This is a genomic window from Streptomyces sp. UNOC14_S4 (assembly GCF_020740835.1).
Lineage (GTDB): Bacteria > Actinomycetota > Actinomycetes > Streptomycetales > Streptomycetaceae > Streptomyces.
The window spans coordinates 1-18,353 of the sequence record NZ_JAINFC010000005.1 but is presented as its reverse complement, the minus strand read 5'-3'; the positions used below and the strand labels follow the sequence as shown (position 1 = coordinate 18,353).

Genomic DNA, 18,353 nt, shown 5'->3' with positions numbered 1-18,353 from the left:
GCTGATCATCGACCCTTCGGAAGTTAGGTTAGCCTAACTTCCTCCTCGGGCTCGGTGACCCCGGATGCCCCGGAAAGATCAAAGGCAAGCCAAGGGGAATCCACGGGAACCCCCGCTTTCCGCAGCGATGCCGTCAAAGACGGTGCGCCCCTGTGGTATGGATCGCCATAATCCAGCACGGACGGAATCAAGGAGGGCATCGGTGGCGGACACCCCGGGCCTGGTGCCCGCGCCGGGCGTACGGCCGCGGCGGCGCCGGATCGGCTACGAACTGCTGGAGTGCGCGCTGCACGGCCACCGCCTCGTCGGCACCGACGCCGCGCGCGTCCGGCCCGACGACGCGCTCGTGGTGCGCGAGACGCCCGACGGACACCGCTGGCACCGCTGCCTGCGCTGCGACGCCTGGCTGCCGCTGCCGCCGCCCGACCTGCCCGGGCGCGAGGTCCCCGAGCACCGTGCGGAGATCGAACTCCCGCTGCGCGGGCGACCGCTGAGGGACCGCTATGTGCTGCGCCTGATCGCCCTCGACCGGCTGCTGCACTTCGTGGTGCTCGGCGTGCTGGCCGTCGCCGTCCTCCTCTTCGCCCACGAACGCGAGCGGCTGCGCGGACCCTTCTACCGGATCGTGGACGACCTCCAGAACGGTGTCGGCGGCCCCAGCGGCCTCCGCGGTCACGGCCTGCTCGGCGATCTGCAGAAGGCGTTCGCCGCCCACGACCGCACGCTGTGGGTGATCGGGGTGGTGATCGCCGCGTACGCCCTGCTGGAGGGCGTGGAGGCGGTCGGGCTGTGGCGCGCGGCGCGCTGGGCCGAGTACCTCACCTTCGTCGCGACGAGCGTGCTGCTGATCCCCGAGATCTACGAGCTCACCGAGCGCGTCAGCCCGTTGAAGGTGTGCACCCTTGCGATCAACCTCGCGGTGGTGGTCTACCTCCTGCTCGCCAAGCGGCTGTTCGGGCTGCGCGGCGGCGGCCGGGCCGAGGCGGCCGAACGCGAGCGCGACAGCGGCTGGCAGGCCCTGGAACGGGTCTACCCCGGCACGTGACCACCCGGGGCCCGCCCGGAGCCCGGGGGCGGGCCCGGTGACGCGGGTGGTCAGCCCTGGGCGGCGTCCAGCAGGTTCTCGAACGCGGCGGCCACCGTCAGGCTCTTGGCGATGTCCCGGGGGCTGGCCTCCGGGTTCGGGCCGCCGTACCAGACGTTGGCCTGCACCTGGTACTTCGCGATGTAGGGGATCGCGTCGTCGGAGGCCAGGCCCGGGTAGCCGACGGCGACGTCGGTGAACATGTAGTCGATCCAGGGGGTGGCGAAGCGGATGACGTCCACGACGTAGGGCTTGAACTCGTCGCTGTAGGTCGCACAGAACAGGATCTGCCGGCCATCGTCGACGAGCGCGACACGCAGGTCGTGGACCGTCCCGAGGCGGCTCTCCCAGTAGGGCGCCTCGATGCACGCCTTCTCGGCGCGCTCCAGGAAAATGGCAGGCCCGGTCGGCTGGATGACCGGTGCGATCAGGGTGAACTCGGACCGGTTCACCGCCCGCAGACCGACACCGTCGGTCTGCGGGCGGGGGCTCTGGAAGTGCTTGGCGATCTCCTCGACCGGTACGTCCGGGGAGATCGGCCGATAGGTCGACGGGTCGAAGTCGTACATCTGGTTTCCCTTTCAATAGGGTTCGGCAGGGTTCGACAGGAGACGTCAGGACCGGTCGGGAAGCACGTCGGCCGCCGAGGCCGGCTCGGCGCGGTGCTGGCCGTTCAGCTCGTGGCGCAGGACGGACGAGTGCCGGTACACCTCTTTGCGGACGGTCTGGATCGCGCCGATGGGTACGTGCTCCGGCGGGCAGCGCCACGGCGTGAACGAGAGCGCGTCGGCGGCGGCGAGGTTGTCCTCGCCGCCGATGTCCTGGCGGGGGAAACGAAGCCTGGCCACCGTCACGAACGGGGACTCGTGCTCCTCCCATTCGACGGTGAGGTCGTCGACGGGCATGGTCTCCAGGGACGCGCACAGCTGCACCTGGAAGTCGAACTCGTGCTCCGACCGGGCGAGCTCGTCGGCCAGGGCGGGCCGGAAGACCTCGTCCCGGCCCGTCGGGTCGAGGTCACGGGCCCGCACACCGGCCGCCGACGCGTCCGTGGGGCGGATGCGCAGCTTGGCGATGTAGTCGCCGTGGCGCACCGCGCCCATGGAGAAGAAGGAGCTGAGCAGCAGATTCTGCCAGCGGGCCCGCGCGCCCAGCCGCAGCATCGCGCCGAGCTCGTCCCAGGCCCACTCCTCCGGTGGCAGCGTGCCGTACCCGGTCACCCAGTCGTAGTACATCCGATGGTTGCCCCGGCGGCCGTCGAGCCGGTACTTCGGCAGGTCGATGAAGAGCTTCGCCAGGAAGGTGTAGTGGGCCGCGGTGTTGCAGAAGAAGACGGGCCCGTTGATCATGTTGAAGTCCATGGTGCGGCTCGCGGCCTCGTCCGGCAGCGTGGTGGTGGAGTCCACCCCGAACACCTTGGTGGCCATGCCCACGACGTTGCCGAGCATCCGGTCGGCACCCAGGTGGGACAGCCCGTTGGAGTAGCGGACCAGCGCGTCGTGCGTCCCGGGCTTTGCGTAGACGCCCTGGGCGTACTCGGGCGGGACGCCGTCGAGGATCTCGAACGTGCCGCGCACCAGCCCGTACGCCTTCGCGTGGGCGAAGCGGACGGCGCGGTTCTCGCCCTCGCCCTCCACGGAGCCCTTTTCGAAGTTCTCGATGACGTCGATGACCTGCCGCAGGTGGCGGTCGAAGTCCGGTTCCGGAGGGGCGACACCGGGTGAGTACCGCACAGGGGCGAAGTCCGTCTCGGGGGGTGTCACGTGTCGTTCTCCGGTCTCGTCGGGCGTGGCGTGGCGGGCGGGCCCCCGTCCGGGTCGGGCAGTGCGGTGAGCCACTCGATCGCGGTGAGGCCGGGCAGGAAGCAGTACTCGCCGCCGCGTACGGTCACGAACCGGGGCAGCCCGGTGAGCCGGCGGCGGACGGGCAGGGCCGGGACGGTGTGCACGCCGGTGCCGTCGTTGTTGCCCACCAGCGGGTCCCGCTCCGCGCCGAGGCCGGCGAAGTCGCCGTCGTTGAGCCACACCTGCTGCACGAACTCGAACTGCCGGGACAGGCTGGCACCCATGAAGACGAAGATGATCCCGCGCTCCGCGCCGTCGTCCTCGAGGACCCCGTCGGGCAGCAGGGGGCCATAGGCGGCGCCGCGGCGCAGCACACGGTGGATGCCGGTCACGACCACGGAGTCCGTGAGGCTGTCCCTCGGATTGGCGCGCCGGATGTGCGCGCCGCGCGGGACGCGCAGGCCCCGTGGGTCGTCGTGGTAGAGGAAGTCGTTGTTGCGCGCCGGGTCGGCGCCCAGCTCCGGATCGTCGTGTTCCGGCGCCAGCGCGAGCGGTGCGCCGCTGCGCCAGCGACCGACGATCTTGGCCGCGAGCAGTTCCTCGTCCTCGGGCGAGCGGGCGTTGTCGCGCAGGTACCTGCGGAACCCGGCGACGTCGGCGTGCAGCTGCCGGAAGGCCAGGTAGCAGCCGTTGCGGCCGAGCACGTCCGGGGCCGGTCCCTTCGGCGGCGCCCCGGACTCGTCCGGGTAGCCGAAGAGGAACTCGCCGGGCCGGACGGGGTCCTGGCCGGGCAGCGGCCGGTCGGCGCTGCCGAGCAGGTACGGGCTGGAGATGCCGTCCCGGAACCCGAAGTGCTCGTGCCCGGTGACCGGGACGCCGACGTCGAGCCGGTAGACGGGACTCACCCCGGCCAGCCGCCCGGCCGCCTCCACCGGTTCGCGCAGCCCCTCGACGGTCTCCGCGATGATCATCACGCCGATGTGCACGTCGGGGCCGCCCAGCGGGGGGACCCAGTTGCCGGGGTCGTTGGCGCCGAGGTCGCCGAGCACCTCCTTCCGGGCGGCCATGCCCGCCCGGAACTCCTCGGAGAAGGAGGCGAGCGAGTCCTGCGGCACTCCCAGCCGGGCCAGCCCCTGATAGGTGAAGGCGATGTTGAGGGTGAACGGGCGGGGCCGTTCCCAGTCCGCCGCGCTGGTGATCTTCGGCAGGACCTCGCGCAGCGACCGCTTCGCCGCGGCCGGGTCGTCGATCCGGTACAGCAGGTAGACACCGTGGTAGTCGTCCGGGCGACGACGCAGCACGGTGCCCTGGATGTCGTCCAGCTCCAGGGCCGGTACCGCCGTCGCGGTGGGCTCGCTCACCCTTGCGGGGCGAACTGCTGGGTGGTCACGTCCATCGCAGGCCTCCTCTGTATTGCTGTAAATATGTGCATAGGGTGCACTCCGGGTGCCAGCACCGGCGGGAATCCGCTCACCGTGTCGCGATACCGGACTCCGCGTCGCGGGGAGGCCGGTCAGGGTGTGTGGGGCGTCATGGTCACGACCGTGCCCTCCGAGGGGACGATCATGTCGCCGACGAGCCGTCCGGGGCTGACCACGGGAGTGGCCGGGCGCAGGCTCTCCTCGAGCAGGAGGCTCGCCGCCATGGCCTGGATTTCGGCCAGGGCGAAATGAGCGGCGATGCACTTGCGCGCGCCGCCGCCGAAGGGGACCCAGGTGCAAGGGGCCGGCCTCTTGTCCAGCCACCGTTCGGGACGGAAGCGGCAAGGGTCGGGAAAGGCGGCTGCCCGGCGCTGGGCGCCGAAGCCGTTGACAGCGACATGCACACCGGCGGGCAGGGGAAAACCGGCGACGGTGAAGCCGGGTCCGAGGACACGACGGGGCACGATCGGGTTGATCGGGTAGAGGCGCAGGGCTTCGGTGACGGCCGCCGTCAGATAGGTGAGCCGGGACAGGTGGTCCACGGTGAGCGGGGAGCCTCCGGTCACCCGGCGCAGCTCGGCCCGGATGCGATCGGCCGTCTCCTGGTGGGCCAGGATGGCCTCCATGGTCCAGGCCAGGCTGTAGGTCACGGTCTCCGCACCGCTGCCGAGCACCACCACCAGGATGTCGCGCAGGGTCTCGTCGTCCAGCGGTGCCCCGTCGGGCCTGTCCGCCCGGAGCAGAGCGGTCACGAGGTCGTCGTCCGTCGCGCAGGGGAGCACGCGGCGTGTGGCGCAGAGCTCCCGCAGGCACCTGTCCAGCCGGTCGCGGGCGTGGCCGTACCGCCGCCAGGGCCCCACGGCCGACGTGGGCGGGAACCGCGGCAGGTGGAACACCAGCGGCTGGTGCGCGGCTTCGACGAACGCGAGCAGGAGTTCCTTGATGCGCGGCGAGTCGTCCCGGCCGGCCTCGAGGAACTTCTGCAGGAGCACATCGGTGGTGACCGACATCAGGCGGGGCACGAGAGGAAAGGGCCGGTCGCCCGGCCAGGTCGCCATGGCCTCGCGCGTCGCCTCCAGCGCCAGCCGCTGCCCCCGGGCGATGTGAGAACGGTGGAACAGCGGCGTGAGAAAACGCCGTTGCCACGCCTGCTCGCGGCCGTCCCGGGTCAGCAGCGAGTGGGTCCCGTAGACCACGTCGAGTATCCGCCGGGCCCGCCCGGCGGCCAGCACGTCCGGGGGAGCGGCGACGATGCTCCGGATCCCTTGAGGGTCGCTCACCATGACGAGGGCTCCCGTGCCGGCCAGACGCAAGGTGAAGACGTCACCGAAACGGGCGTGCTGCCCGGCGAGCATGGCGTAGGGGGCGCGCAGGAAGCGCACCGACTGGACGAGAGCCGGTGCCGCGGGGCCCGGAGGCAGGCGGCAGCGACTCCTCTTCACCGGCCTGTCCTCCTGGAATCCAGCGGGAACACATCTGTACAGGCGTATGTCCCCGCCTTGTCCGCCGGAAACCACGCGAGCGAGGACGGGTCGGGCCGGCGGCGTCGCGCAAGCGCTTCGGGGGCGTTCGCCCACGGGTGTCCGCTCCCGTCGCCCGCCCCCGAGCGCCCTGGTACGACCCGGTGCCGGATGGAACCGTGAAAGGTGCTCCGGAGCAGCGACCGCCATGCTCGAAACCAGGCCCGGAAGCGAGGACGCACGTTGGCACTGACCCTCCGCGACTCCCTCCTCGACCACCTGGCATCCGTCATCGCCTTCGCCGTCAACCCCAACAAATGGATCCACTGGCTCAACCCGTACATCTGGTATCTGGCCCTCCGCGGCGGGCCCGTCCCCAAGGGGCCCCTGGGCAAGGGCATGCACGCCGCTCAGGTCCGGGCGTGGAAGGCCGAGCGCCGCTCCCCCCGGCCCCGCTGAGCCCGCTCCGCTGCCGCCGAAGCCCGCAGAGAACGCCAGGAGGCGCGTCATGGACATCGTCGGCAGGTGCGCGTCCTTCACCCGCTCCCGGCAGGCCAGGGACCTCGGCCTGTACCCCTTCTACTCCGCCTTCTCCGGCCGGGGCCCGGGCGCCGTCCGCACGGTGGGCGGCCGGGAGGTCGTCGTCTGCGGGTCCGGGGACTACCTCGGGCTCGCCGCCGACCCGCGCGTGACCGAGGCCGCCGCCGAAGCGTCCCGCCGGTACGGGACGGGCCCCTCGGGCTCCCGGCTGCTCAACGGCAACCTCGATCTGCACGAGCGACTGGAGGCCGAACTCGCGCGGTTCTTCGGCAAGCCCGCCGCCCTGGTCTTCGCCACCGGCTATCAGGCCGGTCTCGGTGCCGTCGCCGGCCTGTGCCGGGTCGGCGACCACGTGTTCGTCGACCAGGAGGCGCACGCCTCCCTCGTCGACGCCGCACGCCTCAGCCGCGCCAAGGTCCACTGGTTCCCCCACAACGACACGGACCGGCTCGCCACCGAGCTGGAGGCCCTGCCCGGCAACGGCGGCCGCATGGTGGTCGTCGACGGCGTCTACAGCATGCGCGGCGACCTGTGCCCCCTGCCCGACCTGGTCCGCGTCTGCCGTGAGCACCGCGCCACCCTGGTCGTCGACGACGCCCACGGCGCCGGGGTGCTCGCCGAGGGCCGCGGCACCTGTGCCCGGTACGGTCTCACCGACGACGTACCGGTCATCATCCTGACCTTCTCCAAGGCATTCGCCTCCATCGGTGGCGCCGTCCTCGGCGACGAGACCGTCATCGAGTACCTGCGCCACTACGCCCGTCCCCTGGTCTTCTCGGCCGGGGCGAGCCCTGCCGACACCGCCGCCGCCCTGCAGGCCCTGCGCATCCTGTGCGACGAGCCCCGGCGCTGCCGGGCCGCCCTCGACAACGCCCGTCGCATGCGGCACGCGCTGTCCGCACTCGGATACCGGGTGCCGCCCGGCGAGACGCCCCTCGTGCCCGTCGACATGGGTGACGAACTGCGTACGGCCGTCGCCTGGAGGCTGCTGCTGAACCGCGGCGTCCACGTGAACGCGGTGCTGCCTCCGGCGGCGCCCGCCTGCTTGCGCGCGACCTTCTGCGCCTCGCACACCGCGGAACAACTCGACGCGATCGCGACGGCGTTCGCGGACATCCGCGAGCCGCTGGCCGCCGTCGCCGTACCGGAAACCGGCCCCGCCGCCTCGCACGCGAGCCACCTCCGGCTTCCCCGCACCGAGGAGTCCGCCGAGACCCGGCTCGCGGGAATCCGCCGCCTGCTGCCCTGAGCCGTCCATGCCCGCACCGCCCTGGAGGAACCGTGGCCACCGCCCTCGTCACCGGCGCGACCGCCGGCCTCGGCAAAGCGCTCGCCCGGGCCCTGGCACACGAGGGAGCCGACCTCGTCCTCGTCGCCCGGACCCGGACGGCCCTGGAGGAGACCGCCCGGCAGCTGCGCGCCGAGGGCGCCGGGCAGGTGGCCGTCCTTCCCGCCGACCTCGCCTCGGACACGGGCTGCGACGCGGTCACGGCATGCCTCACCGATCCGGAGGCACCGGTCGACCTGCTGGTCAACAACGCCGGCATGGGCTACGCCTCGTCCTTCCCCGCGAACACCGTCGCGGACGAGGAGCACCTCCTCGATGTCAACGTACGGGCGACGCTGCGCCTGACGCACGCCGCCCTCGGTGCGATGATCCCGCGCCGCTCCGGAGCCGTCGTCAACGTGGCGAGCGTGGCCGGACTGGGCCCCGCCTGGCTCGCCTCCACCTACCCCGCCAGCAAGGCATGGGTGATCAACTTCACCGAATCGCTGGCACGTTCACGCCAGGTCCGGGAGTCGGGGGTGCGGCTGATGGCGCTGCTCCCCGGGTACACCCGCACCGAGTTCCACCAGCGCGCGGGCATCAGCACCGCCTCGCCGCCGCAGTGGCTGTGGCTGGACGCCGACCGCGTGGCCCGCACGGCCCTGCGGCACCTCCGGCGCGGCGCCGTCCTCAGCGTTCCGAGCCTCCGGTACAAAACGGCGGCCTGGGGGCTGCGCCACCTGCCCCGTACCCTCACCCGGCCCTTCGCCTGGGAGGCGGCGCCCCGGTGAACCGGCGGGCCGTCACGGCCGGGTGAACACCAGGCAGGCGTTCTGGCCGCCGAACCCGAAGGAGAAGCTGGCCGCGGCCTCGAGACGGCACGGCCGCGGCTCCCCGCGGACCACGTCCAGGTCGATCTCCGGGTCCAGCCGGTCCAGGTTGACGGTGGGGTGGATCACCTGCCGCCGCACCGCCAGGACACAGCACACGGCCTCGATGGCTCCGGCCCCGCCGATGGCGTGTCCCAGGGCGCCCTTGGTCGCGGTCACGGCAGGCGGAGTGCCGAACACCCGGCGCAGCATACGAGCCTCGGTCAGGTCGTTGAGCCGCGTGCCCGTCCCATGCGCGTTGACGTGCCCGATGTCCCGGGGCGTCAGGCACGCGTCCGCCAGCGCGGCGCTTGCCGCCCTCGTGGCACCCTCGCCGTCCGGGTGCGGCATCGTGGGGTGGTGGGCGTCGGCCGAGGCGCCGTAGCCGGTCAGCAGGGCGTGGACGCGCGCGCCGCGCGCCCGCGCGTGCTCCAGCCGCTCCAGGACCAGGATCCCCGCGCCCTCGCCCAGTACGAACCCGTCGCGATCGGCGTCGAAAGGACGCGAGGCCGCCGCGGGATCGTCGTTGCGGACGGACAGGGCGCCCATACGCCAGAACGCCGCCACGGCCATCGGCGAGCTCGGTGCCGATTCGCTTCCCCCGGCGATCACGATGTCGCAGACCCCGGACTCCACGAGTGCCTTGGCCGTCCCGAGCGCGGTCGCGCCGGACGCACAGGCGGTGCTCACGCAGAAGTTGGGACCGAACGCCTTTAGGTCGATGCCGACTTCACCGGCCGCCATGTTCGGCGACGACCGCGGAATCGTGGTGGGGGAGACCGCCCGGTAGCGCTCCTGCGCGAGGTGCGTGTAGGTCTCCACGCAGGTGTCGTGACTGCCGCTGCCGACACCGATGACGACTCCGACCCTTTCCCCTTCCCACGCCGCCGGGTCGAGCCCCGCGTCGCGCACGGCCTCCCGCGACGTGACCAGTGCCAGCTGGATGAACCGGTCGAGGCGCCAGCCCAGCCGACGCCCGACTGCGGCCTCCAGGGCCCCGTCCGGGACCCGGCAGGAGAACGTCACGGGCATCCCGGCGAGCCGGGGATCGGCTGTCGCCGTCGACACGCCCGCGCACAGGGCCCGCCATCCCGTCTCCGTTCCCACCCCGGCCGGGGTGGTCAGGCCGATTCCGGTGACGGCGACGCCCCTCGGGCGGCTCAACTCCCGCTCCGCGAGCCGGTCTCACCCACCGGACCGCGCTCGCCGACGGCCGGGGCGGGCTCCGGCGGGGCGACGGGACGCGCGGCCCGCTCCAGGAACTCCACGGCCTCGGCCAGCGTGGCCGACAGCCCCAGTCCGTCGATATTGTCGGGCAGCCGTACACCGAGCTTGTCCTCGACGATCACTGCGAGCTCGACCAGGGCGAGGGAATCCATCTCCAGTTCCTCGAACGTGGCCTCTGGACGCAGCTCCGACTTCTCGATACCGAAGTGTTCCGACAGCAGATGGGCCAGTACGGGGAAAGAGATCACAGGGGCGTCCTCGCTCGGTTCCGGCGAATACCTTCCTCGACCATCCTCCACCGGCCACGGCGCGGGAAGAGCGCAGAGGCGCGCAGGCGGAGCGGAGTGCTGCCCGAAGCGTGGCAGGGCGGCTCTGCGGGAGAGCCGGTTTCAACGATGAGTGCTGTGAACAGGTTTCCTGCTGACCCGGTACGCCGACGTCGCGTACCGTCCGGTCAAAGGTTTCTGCAGGTTCGACGATGCGCGAGGTCATGGTGGCTGAACTGACGGAGTCCATCGAATCGGTGGCGCAACTCGCTACGGTCTGGCGTGCCATGGTGGTCGACCGCGACGCGGATGCGGATGTGCGTGACCTTCCGGGCATCGCCGTCCGCTGGGCCGACTGCCCCTTCGTGTTCTGGAACTGCCTCACCCTGACCGATGTGGACGCGGAAGCAGAGCTCATGGGACAACGCCTGGGCCAGGCCGCGGACATCATGCGCTCGAAGAATCACATGGGCTTCCTGTGGCTCTTCGAGGACCTCCTCGACGACGAGGCCCGCTCCGCGCTGGAGGTGGCGGCCGAGCGGGCAGGACTTCAGTACGCCTTCCCCGGGACGGGCATGGCCGGGGATCTGCTCCCCATCCCCGAACCGGTCCATCCCGACCTCACGTTCGCGCGCGTGACCACCGATGAGCAGTTGCGCGCCTACGCGGACCTCAACTCGCGCGGCTACGGGCTCCCCCTGGAGGTGGGCCGCGACGGACTCGTCGGATCCACGCTCTGGAAGAACGAGGTGTACGCCTACCTGGGCATGCGGGACGGAGTTCCGGTGGCGTGCGCGGCCACGGTCGAAGCGGAGGGCCGTCTCTTCGTCGTGCTCGTCGCCACGGACCCGGAGTGGCAGCGCAGGGGCTACGGCGAGGCAGTCACGCGCAAGGCGCTGTACGAGGGCGCCCGGGCCACCGGGCTGACCCGCGCCACGCTGCACGCGACGGTCGCCGGGGCGCCCGTGTATCCGCGCATCGGGTTCCGGCCGAACTCACCGATTCGCTTCTACACCCTGGCAGGCTGACCGACGACGCGAGCCCGGCCACCCCCTCTCCGGCGGGGTGGGCCACAGCCGGTGCGAGCGGTGACGGGAGAGGCGTCAGCGGTGGCCCAGTACGTTGACCACCCGTCCGCCGGGGTCGCGGACGAAGAACCGCCGTACGCCCCACTCCTCGTCCTGCAACGGGTGAACGATCTCCGCACCGCTCTCCCGCATGACCGCGTACGCCGCGTCCACGTCGTCCACCTCGATGCTCATGTCGGGGTTGACAGGCGCGGTCCTGTCGCTGGTCATGACGCTGATCTGCGCCGCCGGGCTGGACGGGGAGGCGAGCGTCATGATCCAGCCGTGGTTCATGACCTCCTCGAAGCCCAGCAGGCCGTAGAACTCCCGGCTCTCCTGCGCGGACTCCGACTGGATGTTGGGCACGACACGGTGAACAGCCATCGACTACTCCTGGTAGGAACACACCGCGGGTCTCATGTTCTCCCAGGAGTACTACGTCGGGTCCGCCGTTGCACGCACTTCCGCGACAGGCGGAGCCGATGGACGGGACGGAGTCGCCCAGGGCAGCGAGCGCGAGCCCTTGACGGCCCAGCTGCTCCATGCGGTCGAACCACCGTGCAGCTGGTTACTCGTAGACGGTTGCCGCAGCGAGAGCCCGCGCGAAGAATGTCCAGTTTCCTTCGGGCGGCAGCTCCTTGCCGAAGCTCCGGTACCAGCCGTCCGAGGCTTCTGCCCACGAGGCCAGGGCTTCCAGGAAACGGTCGAGCGTCGGGTTCTCCCACTTGTGACCCCGCTGTTGGAAGTCATGGTGCAGGGAACGAAGGAAGGCCACCAGCTCATCACGGTCCCGGAGCTCGTCGTCAGGCGATAGAAGCATGACAGCACCGTATCCCTGCTGGTCGTTCGCCCCTTCGGCAAGGGGGCACCCCGCTCAGCCGGTCGCTTTCCCTGTCCTTTTCAGCCTGTAGCGCACCGGGGGGCTTGCGGCAAGACGCCGATTGTGCCGCAGCATGGCGGCCGATAGCAGAAGCGTTAGGAGTGGGGGATTCGCGACATGCGTGTGCTGTTGACGACGTGGGGGTCACGCGGGGACGTCGAACCGCTGGCGGCGCTCGTGGTGCGGTTGCGGGAGCTCGGCGCGGACGTACGGGTGTGCGCGCCGCCGGACGAGGAGTTCGCGGCGCTGCTGGCCCGTGCCGGTGTGGAACTGGTTCCGCTCGGCCCGGCGGTGCGCTCGGTGGTGACCGGTGAGAGGCCGCCGACGGCCAGGGACGCGTTCCGGCTCGCGCCCGAGCTGGTCGCCGCACGGTTCGGCACGCTCACCGCGGCGGCCGGGGGATGTGGCGCGCTCCTGGCGACCGGCCTGTTGCCGGCCGGTGCACGGGACGTGGCCGGGAAACTGGGCATCCCCTACGTGTTCGCGTGCTTCCATCCGTTCGCCCGCGGCTGGGCCGGTCTGGCTCTGACCGACGACCGGAACGACTGCTTCGTCGTCGGCGAGGTCAACCACCAGGCACTCTTCGCCCGAGTGTCCGAGCTGGGCATCGGCGCGGCACACGACGGTCCGGCCCCGGCCCTCGACTCCCTGTCGGCCGCGCTCATCACGGCCCCGACCCCCGGGACCGGGCGAGGGCCATGGCCGGCGCGATCCGCACCGACGGGGCGACGGTGGCCGCGAAACTGCTGCTCGACGCGGCCGACCGGGGAAGGCCGCCCCGGGCCGGGTGAAGCATCCAGGCGGTCAGCCGGGGGCGCTGACCGGCTCGCTCAGGCGGCCGCGGAGGCGGGTCGGTCGCCGGGACCGCCGCGTGCGCCCCTCGCGTGGCACGAGCTTCCGCTCCCCGGTGGAATTCACCGCGGCCGGGCCCGCAGGTGCCTCTGCGATCGGGACAATTCCGGTTCCAGGAGCGGCTGGTGCGAGCAGGGAGGGTGTGTCATGCGCCAGGTGGGGATGCGGGCAAAGATGTGGGGGAGCGCGGCCATGGCCGTGGGGATGGTGGCGGCGGGGCCGTTCGCGGCGCCGGCGGAGGCGCACGGACCGACAGCGGCCGTCAGCTGCGTGGGGACCAACACTGTCGAGTTCTCCCCGGGACTGGGCCTGCGGGCGAGAAAGACCCGGATCACCGGGACGGGCGCCTACACCTGTGCCCTCGCCGAGCCCGGATTCACCTCCGCGACGTCCGAGATCAGCGGTGGCGGTGTGAACGGGTGCTTCGCCTCCGACGCCACCACGGTGGAGAAGATCACCTGGAGCAACGGCGAGAAGAGCGTGGTGGTCTACCCCATGGGCAACGTCCGGCAAGTGGCCGGACAGGCCGTCGTGCTGGTGGTCGGCACCGTGGTGTCGGGCGCCCTCCAGGGGCGGACCGTCGCCTCGCCCGGCCTCCAGCTCACGCTCGACGTCCCGTCGTGTGCCACGGACCGGGGAGTGGCGCTGATCACCGGTCCCTCGGCGCTGCTGATCCGCTGACCGCGCTCAGCGACCGGCGGCCGTGACGGGCCACCTGCCCGAGGACGTACGCGACATCGCCCCGAGTGCTGGTGGGGTTGATGGTGCACATCCGCAGCACCGTGGCGCCGTGCACCCGGGTGGTGAGAAGCAGCGCCTCGCTTTCCGTGCACACCGCCCGGCTGATGTACTCCTGTGCGGCGTCGGCGTCCCAGCCGGGCGGTGCGTCGGCCGGCTGGTAGCGGAAGGTGAGGACGGCGAGGCTGGGCGGCGTGACCAGCCTCAGCTCGGGCCGGTCCGTGATCAGGGCCGCCGCGTGCTCGGCCAGGTCCATGCCGTGCTCGATCGCCTGCCGGAACGCTCGTGCGCCGAAGGTCTTGAGCGACAGCCACAGTTTCAGGGCTCGCAGGCCGCGGCTCTGCTGGGGGCCGTGGTCGGAGAGGTTGACCTCGGCTCCCCGGGGGCCGGTGGGGGCGAGGTAGCCGGTGTCCAGGGCATGGCGCGCCAGGTCGAAGGTGGTGCGCAGCAGTTCCGGGCGGCGCAGCAGGACGCACCCGATCTCGTAGGGCTGGAAGAGCCACTTGTGGGGGTCGACGGTGAGGGAGTCGGCGCGGCCCAGCGGTGCGCGCAGCCCACGACCGCGCGCGGTGGCGGCTGCCGCCGCGCCATGGGCACCGTCGACATGGAGCCAGAGCCCTTCCCGTTCGCAGAGGTCGGCGAGGTCGCCGAGGGGATCGACGGCGCCGGTCCCGGTGGTGCCGAGGGTGGCGACGACGGCGAAGGGGCGCAGACCGGCGCCGCGGTCGGCGGTGATGCGCCGGGCGACCTCCGCCGGGTCGAGACGGAGCGCGTGGTCGGCCGGTACGGCGGAGAGGCTGCCACGGGTCAGGCCCAGGAGGTGGGCGGCACGCGCGACGGAGGGATGGGCCTGGGTGGAGCAGTAGAGACGGGCGCGGGAACAGTCGTCGCCGAGGTGATGGTCGCGTGCGACGGCCAGGGCGGTGAGATTGGCGACGGAGCCGCCGCTGACGAACAGGCCGCCGGTCTCCGCGGGGAGGCCGAGGAGTGCGGTGAGCCAGCCGAGAGTGGTGAGTTCGAGCCGGGTGGGCCCCGCGCCGACCAGCCACGCCCCTGGCACCGAGAGGTAGGCGGAGGCGAGGGCGTCGGCGAGCACGGCGGGGAAGTTGCCGGTGGAGGGGGTGAAGGCGAAGCTCCGGGGGTGGTCGAGGCGGGTCGCCTCGCCGAGGGCGTCGCGGGCGACGCGGTCGAGTACCGGGCGCAGGTCGTCGGTGCCGTCCTCGGGCAGGGGTTCGTCCAGGACGGCCCGCAGGTCGTCGGGGGACGGGACGCGCAGGGGCGGGCGTGCCCGGGAGGTGGCGAACCGCTCGATGACGAGCTCGAGTGCGTGCCGGCCCGCCGTGCGCATCGCTCCCTCGGGCAGCCGGAGCAGGGGCGTTGTGTCCCCTGTGCCGGCCGCCGCCGTGCCGCTCGCCGTGCCGTTCTCCCCGGTCCGGGGCCGGTCGTGGAAGGAGGCGGTCCAGTCCAGCCAGTCCAGCGCCTCCGGACGGAGGCGGGGCCGGGGTTCGAGGGGGCCCACCGCGTGCCCGAACTGGAGCAGGGCCAGCTCCTGGCCCGCGGTGACCGGGCCCGGACGGGCGACGGCCCAGCACAGCGCCTCGCCTTCGTGGAGCCCGGCGAGATCCCAGGGCGCGGGCAGCGGGCCCGACACCGTCCCGCCGTCGAGCCGGTAGCGCCCGGTGGGGGCGAGACCGTGCACCGTGCTGTCCACGGCGGCGTGCACGGTGAGCTGGCTCGGGCGGCGCGGTCCCGGCGGCAGCGCGCCGGACACGGACGGCGGCAGCGCGGGCAGGAGGAAGGAGAGGATGTGCAGCCCCAGAGAGGGCAGCAGCCCCGCCGCGCGCTCGGCGGTCTGGACGAGGGAGACCACTGTCTGGAAGCGGGGGTTGACCTCGATGGCGAGGAGCCGGCCGCCCTCCTCGACGAGGTCGAGGCCGAAGACGCCCCGGAAGCCGCGGCCGCGCAGCACCTCGCCCACACGCCGCGCCGCCTCGCGGGCCTGCCCGTACAGTCCGTCCGGCAGATCACCGGGGTGCACGAGCTGGTTGCCGCAGTGCGTACCCCAGGAGGCGGCGAGCTCGGGCAGCCCCACCAGCTGGTGGGAGACGGCCGAGACCACGGTCCTGTCCGCTCCGGCGCACGCTGTGACGGTCAGGGAGATCCCGGGAGCCCGACGGCTCAGCCGGACCGGCTCGTCCGGCCAGGAGGCCAGGCAGCGGTCCAGTTCGGCGGCGCAGTCGACCGGGACGGTGCCCCGTCCGATCAGGTTGTTCTCCCTGCGCTGGGCCACTGCCCCGGGCCAGCCGTCGTTCCAGTACGCCGTGGCCGGTGCCCGCCCGGTCGCGGGGACGACCACGTACGGCGGGGCGGCCACTCCCGCTTCCTCGAACAGCTCCAGCACACTGATCTTGTCCGCCGCCCAGGCGGTCACCACGGGGTCCGGCGCGAGCAGCCGGTAGCCGTGGGTACGGGCCCACGTACGGGCGTTGGGGCCGTGCTCGGGCGCGAACGAGACGCACACACGACGCGGCCCCGGCGTGCCCCGGAGGCTCGCGGGCGGCGGCACGGGCAGCGGCTGGAACGCGGAGACCGGTTCATGGCGGAGCCAGGCCGGTGCCGGGCCGAAGGACGCGCTGACGAACGGGCAGTGGTCCAGCCACACGGCTTCGTCGAGCAGGTCGTCCAGCAGTTTCCTGCCGGCGTCGGCGTCAACACCCTCAATATCATCGATGCCCCCGGGCATCCTCCCGGCTGGGCCGGTACCGCTCGGGCCCGGACGGCCGTTCAGCCGGTGTCGCACGGTGATCCCTCCCGGACCGGGTGCTGGGCGAGGTGGGCGCGCAGGAGCGAGGCGCCACCGGGGACGCACCGCTCGCAGATCCTGCCGTGGTGACGCCGGTTGCGGCGCCGGGCCGCGCGGAGCGCGGCCGCTCCCCGGCGGACCGACTCGGGAACCGAGGCGTCCCGGGGGAGTTCCCGCACCGCGCGCTCCAGGTGGCGCGAGCGGCGCACCATGGCACGGTGGTCCCGGTTGAACACCCCCGAGAACCCCGCGGGCATGTGCGGAGGTTCCATGGTCGGGCGGATCTCGTCCCGGTAGGCGGTCACGGGAAAGTCCGCCGCGTACTCCATGGCAGCGGTGGCGGCGTCGTACAGCAGACACACCTCCGCCATGCTGTCGGCCAGCCGGTGCCAGACGGCGCCCTGCGCGGCGGACAGACAACTGTCCAGGTCGAGGTTCATGGCCGTGAGCAGCAAGTGGAGCGCCTGGTGGCCGAGCTTCCACCGGCGCAGCGCGCATGGCAGGCCGCTCACCGGCGCGGTGTCGAACAACGCCAGGGGCTGCGTCTCGACGGTGCGGGAGGCGAGCCGCAGCCCCGTGACGAGCGTGGTGCGCAGTCCCTCGTCGAGGCCGGTATGGGGCAGGTCGCCGAGGAGATACGTCCGCAGGTGCGCGGTGCGGGTCCGCTCCGGCTCCCGGAGAATCCCGAAGTACCGGTCGTAGTCGCTCTCGTCGGCCGTCACTCCGCCGGCCTCGCGAGTTCCGTGACGCGGTGGTGCAGACGGTCCAGGTACGACTCGCTCTCCGGCTTCATCAGGACGCTGCGCAGGATGTGGGTGTCCTCGCGATCGCGCACGACGTGCGCGTGGCGGCGGGCGAAGGCCTCCGCGCCGACGCGCGCGACGCTGAGGAACACCGGTCTCTCCTTGGCCTCCATCCCGCGCCGCATCACCCCCTGCGACGCGGTGCCGATCCGGGACAACGCGGCGGGCTCCGTACGCGGGTAGTACGTCACGATGTCGAGCTCGGGCCGCTGATAGAGCTCCAGATGGGGCGAATCGTCGATCAGTCCGGCCCACCGGAGGGCGGCCCGGCGTCCCGCGGCGAGCACACCGCCCAGCCCCTGCCGCGTGAGCGGCATCAGCCGCAGGGTGAGCCACAGCGCGGCCGCGGCCGCCCCCGAGCGCGAGCACTCCAGACTGATCTCCCCCAGATGCGGCCGGGCGGAGGTGAAGTAGGTGTAGGGGGAATCGTGCCGGTAGAAGCGCTCCACCGCGGGATCGGCGAAGAGCACCGCACCGCAGCCGTAGGGCTGGAGGCCGTGCTTGTGCGGATCGATCACCACCGAGTCGCACCGTGCCACGGCCCGCAGTGCCTCGGCGGTGGCCGCGTCCGTGAGCGGGTCGTCGGCGAGCAGCGCGAAGAACCCGCCGTAGGCGGCGTCCACATGGACGCGGGCACCGTACCGCCGCGCCAGCGGGACGATGCGGTGCACGGGATCGACCGCGCCCAGCGCCGTGGTCCCGGCGGTGGCGACGACCGTGCCCACGTCCCCCGAGGCCAGCAGCCGCTCCAGCGCGGCCACGTCCATCCGGCCCCGGCCGTCGACCGGCACGGTGCGCACCCGCACGCCCAGCAGATGACACATCCGCGCGTGCGTGTAGTGGCCCTCGGCGCTGACCGCGACGGCGCACGCCGGACGGCTCTCCCGGGCGACGAACAGGGCCTCCAGATTCGCCATGGTGCCACTGCTGGTGAGATGCCCGAGAGATCTTTCCAGGCCCACCATGGACGCCAGCTGGCCGACCGCCTCCTCCTCCATGGCGGACGTGGCGGGGCCGCCGTCCAGGGCGTGGTTGTTGGAATTGACGAGCATCGCGGCGAGGTACCCCGCGACGGCGACCGGGTGCGGCGGTTTGAGCATCTGTCCCGCGTAGCAGGGATGGAAGAAGGGGTAGCTGCCGTGCAGCCGTCCGGTCAGTTCACCGAAGGCCTCGGCGCAGGACTCCTCACCGACCTCCATGGCCGGGTGGGCCGCGTACTCCTCGTACGCACGGGCCCACGCCTCGAACGCCTCGACCCCGTGCGTCCGCCACCGCTTCAGCTCCTGTCTCTT

At 72.3% G+C, this 18,353-nt stretch carries 17 protein-coding genes and 1 pseudogene; 7 read left to right on the top strand and 11 right to left on the bottom strand.

The genetic code is table 11. The features are described from left to right. The first annotated feature begins 202 nt into the window (after window positions 1-202). Complete coding sequence (locus K6I34_RS01105) at window positions 203-1,045, top strand: DUF2127 domain-containing protein (protein ID WP_229322081.1); 843 nt, start codon at window positions 203-205, stop codon at window positions 1,043-1,045. Between the two features lie 50 nt (window positions 1,046-1,095). Here K6I34_RS01105 and K6I34_RS01100 read toward each other — a convergent pair whose 3' ends face one another. The 4 genes from K6I34_RS01100 to K6I34_RS01085 all read right to left on the bottom strand — a co-directional run bounded on the left by K6I34_RS01100 (window position 1,096) and on the right by K6I34_RS01085 (window position 5,731). Next, complete coding sequence (locus K6I34_RS01100; RefSeq protein WP_229322080.1) at window positions 1,096-1,653, bottom strand: hypothetical protein; 558 nt, start codon at window positions 1,651-1,653, stop codon at window positions 1,096-1,098. Between the two features lie 45 nt (window positions 1,654-1,698). Then, on the bottom strand, window positions 1,699-2,847 hold the full coding sequence (locus K6I34_RS01095; protein ID WP_229322079.1) for a catalase family protein: 1,149 nt from the start codon (window positions 2,845-2,847) through the stop codon (window positions 1,699-1,701). Further along, entirely contained in the window at window positions 2,844-4,229 is a 1,386-nt protein-coding gene (locus K6I34_RS01090) for a Dyp-type peroxidase (protein ID WP_229322078.1), read from the bottom strand. The genes K6I34_RS01095 and K6I34_RS01090 overlap by 4 nt, the downstream gene beginning before the upstream one ends. Before the next feature lie 152 nt (window positions 4,230-4,381). Further along, entirely contained in the window at window positions 4,382-5,731 is a 1,350-nt protein-coding gene (locus K6I34_RS01085; protein ID WP_229322077.1) for a cytochrome P450, read from the bottom strand. A 261-nt stretch (window positions 5,732-5,992) separates the two neighbouring features. Here K6I34_RS01085 and K6I34_RS01080 point away from each other — a divergent pair, with 261 nt between their 5' ends. The 3 genes from K6I34_RS01080 to K6I34_RS01070 are packed head-to-tail and all read left to right on the top strand — an operon-like array spanning window position 5,993 to window position 8,347. Then, window positions 5,993-6,208: a hypothetical protein gene (locus tag K6I34_RS01080; RefSeq protein WP_229322076.1), complete on the top strand. Its 216-nt coding sequence runs from the start codon at window positions 5,993-5,995 to the stop codon at window positions 6,206-6,208. Between the two features lie 49 nt (window positions 6,209-6,257). Continuing rightward, on the top strand, window positions 6,258-7,538 hold the full coding sequence (locus K6I34_RS01075) for a pyridoxal phosphate-dependent aminotransferase family protein (RefSeq protein WP_229322075.1): 1,281 nt from the start codon (window positions 6,258-6,260) through the stop codon (window positions 7,536-7,538). Between the two features lie 32 nt (window positions 7,539-7,570). Then, window positions 7,571-8,347 carry an SDR family oxidoreductase gene (locus tag K6I34_RS01070; RefSeq protein ID WP_229322074.1) on the top strand — a complete coding sequence of 259 codons (777 nt, stop codon included), beginning with the start codon at window positions 7,571-7,573 and terminating at the stop codon, window positions 8,345-8,347. A 12-nt stretch (window positions 8,348-8,359) separates the two neighbouring features. Here the strand turns inward: K6I34_RS01070 and K6I34_RS01065 are convergent, their stop codons facing one another. Both K6I34_RS01065 and K6I34_RS01060 read right to left on the bottom strand, forming a co-directional pair. Then, window positions 8,360-9,589 (bottom strand): beta-ketoacyl synthase, encoded by a 1,230-nt coding sequence (locus K6I34_RS01065; RefSeq protein ID WP_229322073.1) that lies wholly within the window; start codon window positions 9,587-9,589, stop codon window positions 8,360-8,362. Then, window positions 9,586-9,900, bottom strand: coding sequence for a phosphopantetheine-binding protein (locus tag K6I34_RS01060; RefSeq protein ID WP_229322072.1), 315 nt, complete (start codon window positions 9,898-9,900; stop codon window positions 9,586-9,588). Before K6I34_RS01060 ends, K6I34_RS01065 begins: the two co-directional genes overlap by 4 nt. Before the next feature lie 245 nt (window positions 9,901-10,145). Between K6I34_RS01060 and K6I34_RS01055 the strand changes: the two genes are divergently transcribed. Then, on the top strand, window positions 10,146-10,946 hold the full coding sequence (locus K6I34_RS01055; RefSeq protein WP_229322103.1) for a GNAT family N-acetyltransferase: 801 nt from the start codon (window positions 10,146-10,148) through the stop codon (window positions 10,944-10,946). Between the two features lie 75 nt (window positions 10,947-11,021). On the opposite strand, the gene K6I34_RS01050 is transcribed toward K6I34_RS01055, so the two are convergent. Together K6I34_RS01050 and K6I34_RS01045 are read right to left on the bottom strand one after the other, a co-directional pair. Further along, window positions 11,022-11,369 carry a VOC family protein gene (locus K6I34_RS01050; protein WP_229322071.1) on the bottom strand — a complete coding sequence of 116 codons (348 nt, stop codon included), beginning with the start codon at window positions 11,367-11,369 and terminating at the stop codon, window positions 11,022-11,024. 184 nt (window positions 11,370-11,553) lie between these two features. Next, window positions 11,554-11,805, bottom strand: a complete 252-nt coding sequence (locus K6I34_RS01045; protein ID WP_229322070.1) for a hypothetical protein — start codon at window positions 11,803-11,805, stop codon at window positions 11,554-11,556. Between the two features lie 177 nt (window positions 11,806-11,982). Between K6I34_RS01045 and K6I34_RS01040 the strand changes: the two are divergent. Both K6I34_RS01040 and K6I34_RS01035 read left to right on the top strand, forming a co-directional pair. Continuing rightward, window positions 11,983-12,656, top strand: a pseudogene (locus K6I34_RS01040) (glycosyltransferase). Between the two features lie 208 nt (window positions 12,657-12,864). Beyond that, complete coding sequence (locus K6I34_RS01035; protein ID WP_229322069.1) at window positions 12,865-13,398, top strand: hypothetical protein; 534 nt, start codon at window positions 12,865-12,867, stop codon at window positions 13,396-13,398. Here K6I34_RS01035 and K6I34_RS01030 read toward each other — a convergent pair. The 3 genes from K6I34_RS01030 to K6I34_RS01020 are packed head-to-tail and all read right to left on the bottom strand — an operon-like array spanning window position 13,367 to window position 18,341. After that, window positions 13,367-16,198 (bottom strand): pyridoxal-dependent decarboxylase, encoded by a 2,832-nt coding sequence (locus K6I34_RS01030; protein ID WP_229322102.1) that lies wholly within the window; start codon window positions 16,196-16,198, stop codon window positions 13,367-13,369. The genes K6I34_RS01035 and K6I34_RS01030 overlap by 32 nt on opposite strands. A gap of 41 nt (window positions 16,199-16,239) precedes the next feature. Then, the gene (locus tag K6I34_RS01025; protein ID WP_229322068.1) at window positions 16,240-16,980 is read right to left on the bottom strand and encodes a hypothetical protein; all 741 of its coding nucleotides are present in this window, start codon (window positions 16,978-16,980) and stop codon (window positions 16,240-16,242) included. Next, window positions 16,977-18,341 carry an aspartate aminotransferase family protein gene (locus K6I34_RS01020; protein WP_374230765.1) on the bottom strand — a complete coding sequence of 455 codons (1,365 nt, stop codon included), beginning with the start codon at window positions 18,339-18,341 and terminating at the stop codon, window positions 16,977-16,979. Before K6I34_RS01020 ends, K6I34_RS01025 begins: the two co-directional genes overlap by 4 nt. Between the last annotated feature and the right edge of the window lie 12 nt (window positions 18,342-18,353).